Raw genomic sequence first — 16,945 nt, forward strand, 5'->3', positions numbered from 1 at the left:
GAGCGCGTCAGGTTCGTAGCTCGTCTTCTGACTGAAGTGTCAATTTGTCTGGCCTCCCTTGATTTCACTCCTGTGTATCATTGAAAATCCGCATTTCGAGCTGCCGATCTCCAAATACGCTCAAACTCATCCTGCGTTATTTCAGACGGGATGAATTGCTTATCTGAGGCGATGAACTCAAGACTTGGCACTGGTTCGAGACCTAGAGCAGTTTGCTCCGTCTCTTCGCCCGGTCCGGCACGCTCACGGCGTCCATCTGCGAACACATGAACCTTTCTGATTTCCCATCGATGCTCGTCGAGTTCGCTATAAATAGTAACGGGTTCGGCAGGGTCATCGATAAGCCAGTCGCATTTCATGTATTGCATGTCAGTTTGCTCCAAATCCCCGAATCCGTCCGGATATATCTAGGGGAACTGTGTTAGGGACTACATAAACATGCGGCCTGCCGAGTTGAGCATTTAGGCCCCGGACATTAACAGCGACATAGTTCGAGAATTTCGCCCCGTGGAATGGAAGATTGACGAATATGCGGGAGAGCTGCGCATTGGAGCGAGTTCCAGGCAGGATGTCGCTAAAATATTGACCGTCGCCATAACGCGCATCGGCCGCATTCGCAGCCTTCAAGGAAGGGTTGATGCGACCAGTAGCCAGAATTCCGTTCATCCCTGCCTCATTCGTATAATGGAACAGGATCAGCTCTCTGTTGGGGTCGCACGCTCCGGCATCACATGTATCTGTTGCAGATGTTGATGACGGGTAGAGGATGCCGACAACGAAAGCCCCCGCGCCGGCAATTGCGGCGGAGCCAGTTCCAGTCGCAAATCGAGAAACAGCCGAGACTACGTCTGTAATTGCGGTAGCTGAGCGAACTTCGGCCGCGGCGCTGATCGCCGACAAAGCTGCAGGACCGTCTGACCTCTCCGGATCGAGCCCGAGCGGATCGATCGCGCTGACCGGATTGTTCCCGGCATAGGCGTATGTGTTGATCCCACCCGCGAGGCCGATCGGGTCGCTCTGGACATAGCGGCCGAGGGTCGGCGAATAGTCGCGGAAACCGTTGTTGTGCAACCGCGTCTCGGCGTCGTAGACTTGGCCCGGGAAGCGCAGGTCGTGCGAAAAACCCGCCGCCGCCGTCGGCGCGCCATTGCCGTAGGGGTCGTGGTCCCAGAACCACACCCGCTGGTTCGCCGCATTCACGATCTCGTGCGGCGCGCCGAGATGATCCGGCATGATGTAATAGGCCACACCGCCCTGCAGCGTCGTCACCGGCAGGTCGCCGAACCAGACGATCTCCTCCACCGCCGCCCCGCTCGCGCCATAGGTCCCGATGATATGGCCGGAGAGGTCGTAGACATATTCGACCTGCCCGCTCGCCCCGTTCTTCGTCACGCGCTGGCCGAGATCGTTGACGCCATAGTTCGTCGTCAGCGCGCCGACCTTCGCCTGCACGAGGCGATTGCGCTTGTCATAGGTCAAGGAGAAGTCGCCGGCCTGGTTCTTCAGCCCGCCGACCTGATCCCAGACGAAGGATTGGGTCGAGCCCGAGCTGTAGGTCACCTCGCTCATACGATTGCTGCTCGGCACGATCGTATAGACGGCGCCGCCGATCGAGGTGCGATTGCCCGTCGCGTCATAACCATAGGGAATGAAGGTCGAGCCGCGCACATAGTTCGTCAGGCGGTCGTTGCGGTCATAGGAGAAGGATTTGACCGCGAGATTGCTCTCCGAGATCGACTTGATCCGCCCGCCGGGGTCATAGGCGTAGTTCAGATTATTGTTGGTCGAGGAGCTGATTTTCGTGATGCGGCCGTCGGCATCGAAGCTGAGGACATAGGAGCCGCCGCCGGAGACATTCGGGCTCCAGGACTTGACCGGCCCGAAGGGCGCGTAGGAGATCGCGCCGATCAGCACCGACTGCGCCCCGTCCGGCCGCTGGAGGGTGATCGCGCTGACGCGCCCGGCGCCGTCGTGGGAATAGAGGAGCTTGAATCCGGACGGATAGGTGTGGCCGATAAGGCGCCCGTTCGTCGCGTGATAGAACCATTTCGTCGTGAGCGTGACGGCGCCGGCGGTCTGCGTCTTCTGCACCACATGGCCGAAACCGTCATAGGCGAAGCTGGTCACGCCGGTCGAATCGGTGACGGAGCCGAGACGGCCGATCCCATAAGCTCCCTGGTCATAGACATAGGTCGCGATGGAGCCGTCGGCATAGGTCGCCTTCCTGAGCCTGTTCAGCTTGTCATAGGCGTAGGTCGTCGTCTGGCCGAGCGCGTCGGTCGAGGTCAGCACATTGCCGGCGGCGTCATAGGTCTTGGTGGTCACGCGCGTGTCGGGGCTCGTGATCCTCTCCGGCAAGTCGAGCCAATTATTCGTGTAGCTCGTCACGAGCCCGCGCGGATCGGTCACGCTGGCGAGGCGGCCGAGGGCGTCATAGGCGTAGCGGGTGAGGGCGGCGTCCTGCGGCTCCGCCTTCTGCTTCAGGCGATCCAGCGCGTCATAGGCGAAAGTGGTCGTATTATTGTTCGGGTCCTTGGCGCTGACGACATTGTCGTTGGCGTCATAGGAGAAGGTCGAGGTCTGGCTCGCCGCGCCGATGTCCTGAGAGAGCCGCTCGAAGCCGTCATAGGCGCGCCTGTGCGTGCGCGCCAGCACGCCGCTCGGATCGAACGCCTCCTCCTTGATCCGGCCCCCCGCCGCGTCCAGCGTGTAGACGACGCGATTGCCGAAGCGATCGCTGATGCTGGTGAGCCGATGCGCGGCGTCATAGGCATAGTTCAGCACGGCGCCCGATGGCTCCTGAATCTTGGTGAGCTGGCCGGCCTTGTCATAGGTGTAGGTCGTCGTCTGCCCCACGGTTACCCGCGAGGTGACCTGGCCGCGGAAATTATAGGCGAGCGTCGTGGCGACCCCATTCGGGTCCGTGATCGTTCGCGGACGGCCGTTGACGTCGTAGTTCGAGAAGGAGGTGACATGTCCGAGCGGATTGGTCACGCTCGTGAGGTTGCCCATCGCGTCATAAGCATAGCTCGTCACATTGCCGACCGGGTCCTTCGCGGTCAGCACCTGCCCTTTGGTGTTATAGGTATAGACGCTCGTGCTCGTCGACGAGCCGGAGGCGACCTTCGAGGTGAGCAGATTGCCCTTGGCGTCATAAGTGAAGGTGGAGGTGCGGGCGCCGTCGACGATCTGTGTCGGCAAACGGAAATTCGGATGCCAGCTCGTCGTGATCGTGCGCGCGAGCGAGGTTCCGGCGGCCAATGTCTGCGACGTCGGCAGATTGCGCGCCTCGTCATAGACAGAGGCGGTGCGATTGCCTTTGAAATCCGTATGGCTCGTCACATTGCCGTGGCTGTCGTAGACATCGGAGTCGCTCTGCCCGGCGTCGCCATTGGGAGAGCAGCCGGAGCAGCCTCGCCATTCCCCGACCTGCTTCGCCAAGCCGTCGACGGAAGTGAGCGTGAATTTTTTCGTGGCGCCGAGCGGAGTGGTGACCGACACGGGATCCCAGGGAAAAAAGGGATAGCTCACAGTGAATCGGTTCGCGCCGCCGCCGAGCTGCGTGGAGGTCGCGCGCCCCGTATACCAGTCATAGGAATAGCTCGAATAGCGAGAGTTGTTCTCGTCGAGGATTCCCGTGAGCGCTCCGGAATGCAGAGCGTTCTCGTAGAGAAACTTGCGCTTCGATCCATCGGGATAGGTCACCGAGGTCAAGTGAGAGTACCAATCATATTCATAAGTGTAGATGCCGCCATCGGGCGCCTGCGCCCGGGTGATCTGGGGATAGATCGTGTCATAAAAAAACGTCAGCGTGCGGCCGAAGGAATCTCTGACCGTCATGAGGCGGCCCAGCCCTTCATAGCTCAACGTCAGCGTGAGGCCCGCGCGATTGGCGAAGGACAGAAGCTTGCCGGAGCTGTTATAAATTTCTGTTTCATCCTGATCGGTGATCAGCGTGAAGTTGCCGCCGGACACGCCCCCGGACAGTCGGTAGCTGGAATAGGCCGGCGGCGTCCAGGAGCCGGTCCACCACGACGCCAGAGTGAATTTCAGCATCTGCCCGTCGTCTCGCGTGACGATCGCGATGTCCCCAGAAACAGTGATGGAGCGGCTGTAGGACACCCGCCAGGTCCCGAGAAGGTGCGGGCCTTGGTCCTGGCTGTTGTAGTAGCGCGCGAGCACGAGCGGGAAGCTTCCGGCCGTGGTGTAGTCTGTTTCGCTGTTATAGGCGTTGCCGATGGCGTAATTGATAGGATCGCCGACATAGGTGCCGCCCGACCCGCCCTGATTCTGCGATTGGCCGCCGCCGGACTGTCCGCCCGAGCCGCCCGCACCTGCGCCTCCGCCGCCCCAACCCGTGGAGACGCCGGCGGTATAAATTCCACTCCCGCCCCAATAGCTTCCATACCCGGCTGTGCCGTGGTGACTCGCTCCGAGGTTCGGCCCGCATGGGCGCGGGAATTCCGCAACATTAGGGTCACCGTGGAATGTTGTCTCGATGCAGCCGAGGTCTTCTTGCGCCTGCGCGGAAACCGTCAGCGCGACCGGCCATCGAAAGCCGCCGGTGTTCCGCGAGCCGGAGACGCCGAACCCTGAAATCACGAGGCCGAACACTATCGTGACGAGGAGCCTGAATCGTGAAACATGCCTTCCCATATTCGGCCTCCAAATATGCCGCCAAAAATCTTCGTATCGAATGCGCCGACAGAACGCCGCCCGCATAGTCGAGCTCCAGCTATAGGAAATCATCCGCTGGTTGTTGTCAAGCCGCCTCACCACCCATTGTTTTCCATGCGGCCCAGAGGGCGGCGGCGGGATTCGACGCTGCGCACCTACAAAACCGTCGGCGATCAGCAGCGATAATCCCTCGCGCTGCCTCTTGTTCTGCGAAGGAAGCCGCGCCGATGGGTGGTGAGGAACCTCCTGCGCTTTGCTGGCGCGCCGGTTGTTTCCCCGTTATGCTGCGCGGCCGATATCGAGAAAGCCACATGACGACCGCCAACCCGCTGCTCGACGCCTCTGTCGCGCCTTTCGGCCTGCCTTCGTTCGGGGCGATCGACAGCGCACATTTCCGCCCCGCCTTCGAGACGGCGATGGCGGAGAGCCGCGCCGAGATCGAGCGCATCGCGACCGATCCCGCCGAGCCCGATTTCGACAATACGATCGCCGCGCTCGAGCGCTCCGGCCGCCGCCTGCGCGACGTCGGCGCCGTCTTCTGGAATCTCGCAGCGACCGATTCGACGCCCGAGCTGCAGGCCGTCGAGCGTGAGATGTCCGGCGCGCTCGCCCGTCACGAGACCGAAATCCTGCTGAACGCCGCGCTATTCGCGCGCGTCGACGCGCTATTCGCGCGCGTCGACGCGCTCCATGCGAAGCGCGCCGCGCTCGGCCTCGACGCCGAGCAGGAACGCGTGCTGGAGCTCGCCCATACGCGCTTCCTGCGCGCCGGCGCGCGGCTCGACGAGGCGGCGCGCGCGCGCATGACGGCGGTCTCCGAGCGCCTCGCCAATCTCGCCACCCGATTTGCGCAGAATGTGCTCGCCGACGAAGCCGCCTATGTGCTGCTGCTCGAAGAGGCCGATCTCGACGGCCTGTCCGAGGATTTCCGCGCCGCTGCGGCCGAGGCCGCGCGCGAGCGCGGCGCGCCGGGCAAATATGGGGTGACGCTCGCGCGCTCCTCCGTCGAGACCTTCCTGCAGAGCTCGTCGCGCCGCGATCTGCGCGAAGCCGCTTTCCGGGCGTGGGTCGGCCGCGGCGAATCGGGCGGGGCGACCGATAATCGCGCCGTCATCGCCGAGATTTTGCGGCTGCGCGAGGAACGCGCGAAACTGCTCGGCTTCGACAATTTCGCCGCCTACAAGCTCGACGACACGATGGCGAAGACGCCCGGCGCCGTGCGCGCGCTGCTGGACCGCGTCTGGGAGCCGGCGCTCGCGGCCGCGAAGGCCGAGCGCGGCGAGCTGCAGGCGCTCGCCCGGCGCGCGGGCCATGATATCGATCTCGCCGCCTGGGACTGGCGTTTCTACGCCGAGCGCCTGCGCGAGGAGCGCTACGCGCTCGATCAGGCGGCGCTGCGTCCCTATTTCTCCCTCGATGCGATGATCGCGGCCGCCTTCCACGTGGCGGAGCGCCTGTTCGGCCTGCGCTTCGTCGAAGTCCATGGGCTCGAGCTCTATCATCCGAGCGTGCGCGCTTTCGACGTGCGCGATGCGAGCGGCGCCCATGTCGCGCTGTTCCTCGGCGATTATTTCGCGAGGGCCTCCAAACGCGGCGGCGCCTGGATGTCCGAGTTCCGCGGCCAGGAGAGGCTCGACGACGATGTGCGGCCGATCGTCGTCAATGTGATGAATTTCGCCAAGGCGCCGGAGGGAGAGCCGACGCTGCTCGGCCTCGACGACGCGCGCACTCTGTTCCATGAGTTCGGCCATGCGCTGCACGGCATGTTGTCCGACGTGACCTATCCGTCGATCGCCGGAACGAGCGTCGCGCGCGATTTTGTCGAATTGCCCTCGCAGCTCTACGAGCATTGGCTGCTCGAGCCCGAGATCCTGCGCAATTTCGCCCGCCACGCGACGAGCGGCGAGCCGATGCCGGAAGAGATGCTCGAGCGCATCGCCCGCTCGCGCTATTTCAACCAGGGCTTCGCCAGCGTCGAATTCTGCGCCTCGGCCTATGTCGATCTCGATCTGCACGAGCGCGGCGCCGGCGAAGATTTCGACGCCGACGCATTCGAGCGCGAGAGCCTCGCGCGCATCTCCATGCCCGAGGAAATCGTGATGCGGCACCGCACGCCGCATTTCACCCATGTCTTCGCGGGGGACGGCTATTCGGCCGGCTATTACTCCTATCTCTGGGCCGAGACGCTCGACGCCGACGCCTTCGAGGCCTTCGTCGAAGCGGGCGACATTTTCGCGCCGGACGTCGCCGTCAGCCTGCGCGAGCATGTCTACGCCGCCGGCGGACGGCAGGATCCGGCGAACGCCTATCTCGCCTTCCGCGGACGCATGCCGAGCGTCGAGCCGCTGCTGCGCCAGCGCGGCTTCGGCTGAGAGAGGCGCCGACCCCGCCGGCCGCATCGACGCGCCGACGAACGTTTCTCGGAGGTTAGGCGTTCGTTAAGACGTTCATGCGACTAGTAGCGGTGCGAAGCCCCCGGAATCCGGCGGCGTCGCATTCGCGCCCAAGGGACAGATGATCTGTCCGCAGCCGGCCCCGACGGGACCGCGGAGGCTTCGAGCCCGCAGGACTCCCTTTGTCGGAGAGCCGGTCTGACGCGACGGTGTTTTCCTCACGATCGACGAAACGACGCACCACAGCCACGCGCCGAGCGACGAGCCCGCGCGCGGCCGTCGGCGGCGCGCCTTCGCCCGATGAAGACGGACCGAACGGCGAAACGCCGTCCGGTTCGGCGCAGCAGCCGCCTCGTAACTCGCTTTCATCCGTACACGCTTTTCGCCAACGGAGCGCCCGATGACCTCGATTATCTCGTCCCTCACCGCCACTCAGGTTGCCGGGCTCACCACCACCGTCATCGCAAATCTGACGACGACCGACATCGCCGCGCTGACCACGACCCAGGCCGCGGCGCTGAAAGCGACACAGCTCAATGCGCTCAACACGACCGAATTTCAGTATTTCGCCACGACTCAGATCGCAGCGCTGACGGCCAACGCCATCTCCGGCCTCTCACTCTCGCAGGTCGAAAATCTCACCGAGACGGAGACCGGCGCGCTGACGACGACGCAGATCGCAGCGCTGTCGGCCTCGCAGATCGGCGCGTTGAGCTCGACCGAGCTGCAGGGCTGGTCGACCACGCAGCTCGCCGCCCTCACCTCCAAGCAGGTCGGCGGATTGACGACGACCGCGATCAGCAATCTGTCGACGACGCAGATCGGCTCGCTCACGCAGACGCAATTGGGCGGTCTCACGAGCGCTCAGCTCAATGCGTTGAGCACCGGCGTTCTCATCGCCCTCACCGTCTCGAGCCTGTCGACCTCGCAGATCGGGAGCCTCACCAGCGCTGCGGTGACCAATCTCAGCACGACCCAGGTCGCCGCCCTTTCCTCCGCCCAGCTCGGAGCGCTCACCTCGTCCGCCTATGAGGCGCTCACCACCACCGAGGTCCAGAACCTCACCACCACTCAGCTCGCCGGCCTCACCGCCACGCAGATCGGCAAGCTCACCACAACCGCCCTCGCCGATTTCTCCACCACCCAGATCGGCCAGCTCACCGCGACACAGGTCAAAGGCCTCACAACCACCCAGCTCAACGCTCTCGATGTCGCTCTGTTCGACGCCATAGACATCACCGCGCTGTCCACCACACAGCTCGCCGGGCTCAATGCGACGGCCGTCGGCAATCTCACCACGACGCAGGTCGCCGCCCTCTCCGCCGCCCAGCTCGGAGCCCTCTCCACCGCCGGCTTCGACGCCCTGACATCCACAGACGTCCAGAGCCTCTCCACCACTCAGCTCGCCGGCCTCACCGCCACGCAGATCGGCAAGCTCACAACCGCAGCCCTCGCCGATCTCTCCACCACCCAGATCGGCCAGCTCACCGCGACACAGGTCAAGGGCCTCACAACCACACAGCTCAACGCCATCGGCGCCGCCTTCCTCGACGCCATCGACGCCGCCGCTCTGTCCACCACGCAGATCGCCGGACTCGACGCCACTGCCGTCGGCAATCTCACCACGACGCAGGTCGCCGCCCTCTCCGCCGCCCAGCTCGGAGCCCTCTCCACCGCCGGCTTCGACGCCCTGACATCCACAGACGTCCAGAGCCTCTCCACCACCCAGCTCGCTGGCCTCACCGCCACGCAGATCGGCAAGCTCACCACAACAGCCCTCGCCGATCTCTCCACCACCCAGATCGGCCAGCTCACCGCGACACAGATACGCGGCCTCACCACCGCTCAGCTCAACGCGCTCGATGTGGCTCTGTTCGGCGCCATCGACGCCGCGAGCCTCTCCACGAGCCAGGTCGCCGGCCTCAATGCGACCGCCGTCGGCAATCTCACCACGACGCAGATCGCCGCCCTCTCCGCCGCCCAGCTCGGAGCCCTCTCCACCGCCGGCTTCGACGCCCTGACATCCACAGACGTCCAGAGCCTCTCCACCACCCAGCTCGCCGGCCTCACCGCCACGCAGATCGGCAAGCTCACCACAACAGCCCTCGCCGATCTCTCCACCACCCAGATCGGCCAGCTCACCGCGACACAGATACGCGGCCTCACCACCGCTCAGCTCAACGCGCTCGATGTGGCTCTGTTCGGCGCCATCGACGCCGCGAGCCTCTCCACGAGCCAGGTCGCCGGCCTCAATGCGACCGCCGTCGGCAATCTCACCACGACGCAGATCGCCGCCCTCTCCGCCGCCCAGCTCGGAGCCCTCTCCACCGCCGGCTTCGACGCCCTGACATCCACAGACGTCCAGAGCCTCTCCACCACCCAGCTCGCCGGCCTCACCGCCACGCAGATCGGCAAGCTCACCACAACAGCCCTCGCCGATCTCTCCACCACCCAGATCGGCCAGCTCACCGCGACACAGGTCAAGGGCCTCACAACCACACAGCTCAACGCCATCGGCGCCGCCTTCCTCGACGCCATCGACGCCGCCGCTCTGTCCACCACGCAGGTCGCCGGCCTCGACGCCACCGCCGTCGGCAATCTCACCACGACGCAGATCGCCGCCCTCTCCGCCGCCCAGCTCGGAGCCCTCTCCACCGCCGGCTTCGACGCCCTGACATCCACAGACGTCCAGAGCCTCTCCACCACTCAGCTCGCCGGCCTCACCGCCACGCAGATCGGCAAGCTCACCACAACAGCCCTCGCCGATCTCTCCACCACCCAGATCGGCCAGCTCACCGCGACACAGATACGCGGCCTCACCACCGCTCAGCTCAACGCGCTCGATGTGGCTCTGTTCGGCGCCATCGACGCCGCGAGCCTCTCCACGAGCCAGGTCGCCGGCCTCAATGCGACCGCCGTCGGCAATCTCACCACGACGCAGATCGCCGCCCTCTCCGCCGCCCAGCTCGGAGCCCTCTCCACCGCCGGCTTCGACGCCCTGACATCCACAGACGTCCAGAGCCTCTCCACCACTCAGCTCGCCGGCCTCACCGCCACGCAGATCGGCAAGCTCACCACAACAGCCCTCGCCGATCTCTCCACCACCCAGATCGGCCAGCTCACCGCGACACAGGTCAAGGGCCTCACAACCACACAGCTCAACGCCATCGGCGCCGCCTTCCTCGACGCCATCGACGCCGCCGCTCTGTCCACCACGCAGGTCGCCGGCCTCGACGCCACCGCCGTCGGCAATCTCACCACGACGCAGGTCGCCGCCCTCTCCGCCGCCCAGCTCGGAGCCCTCTCCACCGCCGGCTTCGACGCCCTGACATCCACAGACGTCCAGAGCCTCTCCACCACCCAGCTCGCCGGCCTCACCGCCACGCAGATCGGCAAGCTCACCACAACAGCCCTCGCCGATCTCTCCACCACCCAGATCGGCCAGCTCACCGCGACACAGGTCAAGGGCCTCACAACCACACAGCTCAACGCCATCGGCGCCGCCTTCCTCGACGCCATCGACGCCACCGCTCTGTCCACCACGCAGGTCGCCGGCCTCGACGCCACCGCCGTCGGCAATCTCACCACGACGCAGATCGCCGCCCTCTCCGCCGCCCAGCTCGGAGCCCTCTCCACCGCCGGCTTCGACGCCCTGACATCCACAGACGTCCAGAGCCTCTCCACCACCCAGCTCGCCGGCCTCACCGCCACGCAGATCGGCAAGCTCACCACAACAGCCCTCGCCGATCTCTCCACCACCCAGATCGGCCAGCTCACCGCGACACAGATACGCGGCCTCACCACCGCTCAGCTCAACGCGCTCGATGTGGCTCTGTTCGGCGCCATCGACGCCGCGAGCCTCTCCACGAGCCAGGTCGCCGGCCTCAATGCGACCGCCGTCGGCAATCTCACCACGACGCAGATCGCCGCCCTCTCCGCCGCCCAGCTCGGAGCCCTCTCCACCGCCGGCTTCGACGCCCTGACATCCACAGACGTCCAGAGCCTCTCCACCACCCAGCTCGCCGGCCTCACCGCCACGCAGATCGGCAAGCTCACAACCACAGCCCTCGCCGATCTCTCCACCACCCAGATCGGCCAGCTCACCGCGACACAGGTCAAGGGCCTCACAACCACACAGCTCAACGCCATCGGCGCCGCCTTCCTCGACGCCATCGACGCCGCCGCTCTGTCCACCACGCAGATCGCCGGCCTCGACGCCACCGCCGTCGGCAATCTCACCACGACGCAGGTCGCCGCCCTCTCCGCCGCCCAGCTCGGAGCCCTCTCCACCGCCGGCTTCGACGCCCTGACATCCACAGACGTCCAGAGCCTCTCCACCACTCAGCTCGCCGGCCTCACCGCCACGCAGATCGGCAAGCTCACCACAACAGCCCTCGCCGATCTCTCCACCACCCAGATCGGCCAGCTCACCGCGACACAGATACGCGGCCTCACCACCGCTCAGCTCAACGCGCTCGATGTGGCTCTGTTCGGCGCCATCGACGCCGCGAGCCTCTCCACGAGCCAGGTCGCCGGCCTCAATGCGACCGCCGTCGGCAATCTCACCACGACGCAGATCGCCGCCCTCTCCGCCGCCCAGCTCGGAGCCCTCTCCACCGCCGGCTTCGACGCCCTGACATCCACAGACGTCCAGAGCCTCTCCACCACTCAGCTCGCCGGCCTCACCGCCACGCAGATCGGCAAGCTCACCACAACAGCCCTCGCCGATCTCTCCACCACCCAGATCGGCCAGCTCACCGCGACACAGGTCAAGGGCCTCACAACCACACAGCTCAACGCCATCGGCGCCGCCTTCCTCGACGCCATCGACGCCGCCGCTCTGTCCACCACGCAGATCGCCGGACTCGACGCCACTGCCGTCGGCAATCTCACCACGACGCAGGTCGCCGCCCTCTCCGCCGCCCAGCTCGGAGCCCTCTCCACCGCCGGCTTCGACGCCCTGACATCCACAGACGTCCAGAGCCTCTCCACCACCCAGCTCGCTGGCCTCACCGCCACGCAGATCGGCAAGCTCACCACAACAGCCCTCGCCGATCTCTCCACCACCCAGATCGGCCAGCTCACCGCGACACAGATACGCGGCCTCACCACCGCTCAGCTCAACGCGCTCGATGTGGCTCTGTTCGGCGCCATCGACGCCGCGAGCCTCTCCACGAGCCAGGTCGCCGGCCTCAATGCGACCGCCGTCGGCAATCTCACCACGACGCAGATCGCCGCCCTCTCCGCCGCCCAGCTCGGAGCCCTCTCCACCGCCGGCTTCGACGCCCTGACATCCACAGACGTCCAGAGCCTCTCCACCACCCAGCTCGCCGGCCTCACCGCCACGCAGATCGGCAAGCTCACCACAACAGCCCTCGCCGATCTCTCCACCACCCAGATCGGCCAGCTCACCGCGACACAGATACGCGGCCTCACCACCGCTCAGCTCAACGCGCTCGATGTGGCTCTGTTCGGCGCCATCGACGCCGCGAGCCTCTCCACGAGCCAGGTCGCCGGCCTCAATGCGACCGCCGTCGGCAATCTCACCACGACGCAGATCGCCGCCCTCTCCGCCGCCCAGCTCGGAGCCCTCTCCACCGCCGGCTTCGACGCCCTGACATCCACAGACGTCCAGAGCCTCTCCACCACCCAGCTCGCCGGCCTCACCGCCACGCAGATCGGCAAGCTCACCACAACAGCCCTCGCCGATCTCTCCACCACCCAGATCGGCCAGCTCACCGCGACACAGATACGCGGCCTCACCACCGCTCAGCTCAACGCGCTCGATGTGGCTCTGTTCGGCGCCATCGACGCCGCGAGCCTCTCCACGAGCCAGGTCGCCGGCCTCAATGCGACCGCCGTCGGCAATCTCACCACGACGCAGATCGCCGCCCTCTCCGCCGCCCAGCTCGGAGCCCTCTCCACCGCCGGCTTCGACGCCCTGACATCCACAGACGTCCAGAGCCTCTCCACCACCCAGCTCGCCGGCCTCACCGCCACGCAGATCGGCAAGCTCACCACAACAGCCCTCGCCGATCTCTCCACCACCCAGATCGGCCAGCTCACCGCGACACAGGTCAAGGGCCTCACAACCACACAGCTCAACGCCATCGGCGCCGCCTTCCTCGACGCCATCGACGCCGCCGCTCTGTCCACCACGCAGGTCGCCGGCCTCGACGCCACCGCCGTCGGCAATCTCACCACGACGCAGATCGCCGCCCTCTCCGCCGCCCAGCTCGGAGCCCTCTCCACCGCCGGCTTCGACGCCCTGACATCCACAGACGTCCAGAGCCTCTCCACCACCCAGCTCGCCGGCCTCACCGCCACGCAGATCGGCAAGCTCACCACAACAGCCCTCGCCGATCTCTCCACCACCCAGATCGGCCAGCTCACCGCGACACAGGTCAAGGGCCTCACAACCACACAGCTCAACGCCATCGGCGCCGCCTTCCTCGACGCCATCGACGCCGCCGCTCTGTCCACCACGCAGGTCGCCGGCCTCGACGCCACCGCCGTCGGCAATCTCACCACGACGCAGATCGCCGCCCTCTCCGCCGCCCAGCTCGGAGCCCTCTCCACCGCCGGCTTCGACGCCCTGACATCCACAGACGTCCAGAGCCTCTCCACCACCCAGCTCGCCGGCCTCACCGCCACGCAGATCGGCAAGCTCACAACCACAGCCCTCGCCGATCTCTCCACCACCCAGATCGGCCAGCTCACCGCGACACAGGTCAAGGGCCTCACAACCACACAGCTCAACGCCATCGGCGCCGCCTTCCTCGACGCCATCGACGCCGCCGCTCTGTCCACCACGCAGATCGCCGGCCTCGACGCCACCGCCGTCGGCAATCTCACCACGACGCAGGTCGCCGCCCTCTCCGCCGCCCAGCTCGGAGCCCTCTCCACCGCCGGCTTCGACGCCCTGACATCCACAGACGTCCAGAGCCTCTCCACCACTCAGCTCGCCGGCCTCACCGCCACGCAGATCGGCAAGCTCACCACAACAGCCCTCGCCGATCTCTCCACCACCCAGATCGGCCAGCTCACCGCGACACAGATACGCGGCCTCACCACCGCTCAGCTCAACGCGCTCGATGTGGCTCTGTTCGGCGCCATCGACGCCGCGAGCCTCTCCACGAGCCAGGTCGCCGGCCTCAATGCGACCGCCGTCGGCAATCTCACCACGACGCAGATCGCCGCCCTCTCCGCCGCCCAGCTCGGAGCCCTCTCCACCGCCGGCTTCGACGCCCTGACATCCACAGACGTCCAGAGCCTCTCCACCACTCAGCTCGCCGGCCTCACCGCCACGCAGATCGGCAAGCTCACAACCGCAGCCCTCGCCGATCTCTCCACCACCCAGATCGGCCAGCTCACCGCGACACAGGTCAAGGGCCTCACAACCACACAGCTCAACGCCATCGGCGCCGCCTTCCTCGACGCCATCGACGCCGCCGCTCTGTCCACCACGCAGATCGCCGGACTCGACGCCACTGCCGTCGGCAATCTCACCACGACGCAGGTCGCCGCCCTCTCCGCCGCCCAGCTCGGAGCCCTCTCCACCGCCGGCTTCGACGCCCTGACATCCACAGACGTCCAGAGCCTCTCCACCACCCAGCTCGCTGGCCTCACCGCCACGCAGATCGGCAAGCTCACCACAACAGCCCTCGCCGATCTCTCCACCACCCAGATCGGCCAGCTCACCGCGACACAGGTCAAGGGCCTCACAACCACACAGCTCAACGCCATCGGCGCCGCCTTCCTCGACGCCATCGACGCCGCCGCTCTGTCCACCACGCAGGTCGCCGGCCTCGACGCCACCGCCGTCGGCAATCTCACCACGACGCAGATCGCCGCCCTCTCCGCCGCCCAGCTCGGAGCCCTCTCCACCGCCGGCTTCGACGCCCTGACATCCACAGACGTCCAGAGCCTCTCCACCACCCAGCTCGCCGGCCTCACCGCCACGCAGATCGGCAAGCTCACCACAACAGCCCTCGCCGATCTCTCCACCACCCAGATCGGCCAGCTCACCGCGACACAGATACGCGGCCTCACCACCGCTCAGCTCAACGCGCTCGATGTGGCTCTGTTCGGCGCCATCGACGCCGCGAGCCTCTCCACGAGCCAGGTCGCCGGCCTCAATGCGACCGCCGTCGGCAATCTCACCACGACGCAGATCGCCGCCCTCTCCGCCGCCCAGCTCGGAGCCCTCTCCACCGCCGGCTTCGACGCCCTGACATCCACAGACGTCCAGAGCCTCTCCACCACTCAGCTCGCCGGCCTCACCGCCACGCAGATCGGCAAGCTCACAACCGCAGCCCTCGCCGATCTCTCCACCACCCAGATCGGCCAGCTCACCGCGACACAGGTCAAGGGCCTCACAACCACACAGCTCAACGCCATCGGCGCCGCCTTCCTCGACGCCATCGACGCCGCCGCTCTGTCCACCACGCAGATCGCCGGACTCGACGCCACTGCCGTCGGCAATCTCACCACGACGCAGGTCGCCGCCCTCTCCGCCGCCCAGCTCGGAGCCCTCTCCACCGCCGGCTTCGACGCCCTGACATCCACAGACGTCCAGAGCCTCTCCACCACCCAGCTCGCTGGCCTCACCGCCACGCAGATCGGCAAGCTCACCACAACAGCCCTCGCCGATCTCTCCACCACCCAGATCGGCCAGCTCACCGCGACACAGATACGCGGCCTCACCACCGCTCAGCTCAACGCGCTCGATGTGGCTCTGTTCGGCGCCATCGACGCCGCGAGCCTCTCCACGAGCCAGGTCGCCGGCCTCAATGCGACCGCCGTCGGCAATCTCACCACGACGCAGATCGCCGCCCTCTCCGCCGCCCAGCTCGGAGCCCTCTCCACCGCCGGCTTCGACGCCCTGACATCCACAGACGTCCAGAGCCTCTCCACCACCCAGCTCGCCGGCCTCACCGCCACGCAGATCGGCAAGCTCACCACAACAGCCCTCGCCGATCTCTCCACCACCCAGATCGGCCAGCTCACCGCGACACAGGTCAAGGGCCTCACAACCACACAGCTCAACGCCATCGGCGCCGCCTTCCTCGACGCCATCGACGCCGCCGCTCTGTCCACCACGCAGGTCGCCGGCCTCGACGCCACCGCCGTCGGCAATCTCACCACGACGCAGGTCGCCGCCCTCTCCGCCGCCCAGCTCGGAGCCCTCTCCACCGCCGGCTTCGACGCCCTGACATCCACAGACGTCCAGAGCCTCTCCACCACCCAGCTCGCCGGCCTCACCGCCACGCAGATCGGCAAGCTCACCACAACAGCCCTCGCCGATCTCTCCACCACCCAGATCGGCCAGCTCACCGCGACACAGGTCAAGGGCCTCACAACCACACAGCTCAACGCCATCGGCGCCGCCTTCCTCGACGCCATCGACGCCACCGCTCTGTCCACCACCCAGATCGCCGGCCTCGACGCCACCGCCGTGGGCGATCTAACGTCCACTCAGATCGCGGCTCTCTCGGCCGCGCAGATCGCCGCGATCGCTTCGAGCTCCATCAATTCGCTGACGACCACCGAGTTCGGCGCGCTCACCTCGACGCAGGCGGCCGCTCTGACGAGCGCACAGATCGCCGGGCTGACGACGACGAACTTCTCGTCGCTGTCGACCGGCAGCCTCTCCGCGCTCACCACCACGGCGATCGCCGGCCTGACGACGGCCGACATCGAAGCGCTGACCACCACCCAGGGCTCCGCATTCACGACAGCCCAGATTCAGGCAATGTCCGTGGCGCAAGTTGTGGCGCTCGTCACTCTCCTCGGCTGATGACGGAAGAGCGGCGAGCCGCGTGGCGACACGCGTTTCGAAAGATCGGCGTCGCGGCCCAGCGCGGCCGCACGCC

At 66.3% G+C, this 16,945-nt stretch carries 4 protein-coding genes; 2 read left to right on the plus strand and 2 right to left on the minus strand.

Features of this window, described 5'->3' with window-relative positions; translation table 11 throughout:
* Window positions 1–77: 77 nt before the first annotated feature.
* Together AC6IW9_RS19240 and AC6IW9_RS19245 are read right to left on the minus strand one after the other, a co-directional pair.
* The gene (locus AC6IW9_RS19240; RefSeq protein ID WP_497766272.1) at window positions 78–368 is read right to left on the minus strand and encodes a DUF6881 domain-containing protein; all 291 of its coding nucleotides are present in this window, start codon (window positions 366–368) and stop codon (window positions 78–80) included.
* A 1-nt stretch (window position 369) separates the two neighbouring features.
* Window positions 370–4,656, minus strand: a complete 4,287-nt coding sequence (locus AC6IW9_RS19245) for an RHS repeat-associated core domain-containing protein (RefSeq protein WP_497766275.1) — start codon at window positions 4,654–4,656, stop codon at window positions 370–372.
* Between the two features lie 332 nt (window positions 4,657–4,988).
* Here AC6IW9_RS19245 and AC6IW9_RS19250 point away from each other — a divergent pair, with 332 nt between their 5' ends.
* Together AC6IW9_RS19250 and AC6IW9_RS19255 are read left to right on the plus strand one after the other, a co-directional pair.
* A complete protein-coding gene (locus tag AC6IW9_RS19250; RefSeq protein WP_497766277.1) occupies window positions 4,989–7,049 on the plus strand; it encodes a M3 family metallopeptidase in 2,061 nt (686 codons plus the stop codon).
* A gap of 421 nt (window positions 7,050–7,470) precedes the next feature.
* A complete protein-coding gene (locus AC6IW9_RS19255; protein WP_497766279.1) occupies window positions 7,471–16,869 on the plus strand; it encodes a hypothetical protein in 9,399 nt (3,132 codons plus the stop codon).
* Window positions 16,870–16,945 lie beyond the last annotated feature (76 nt).

The sequence above is a fragment of the Methylosinus sp. shoA genome (genome assembly GCF_059718125.1).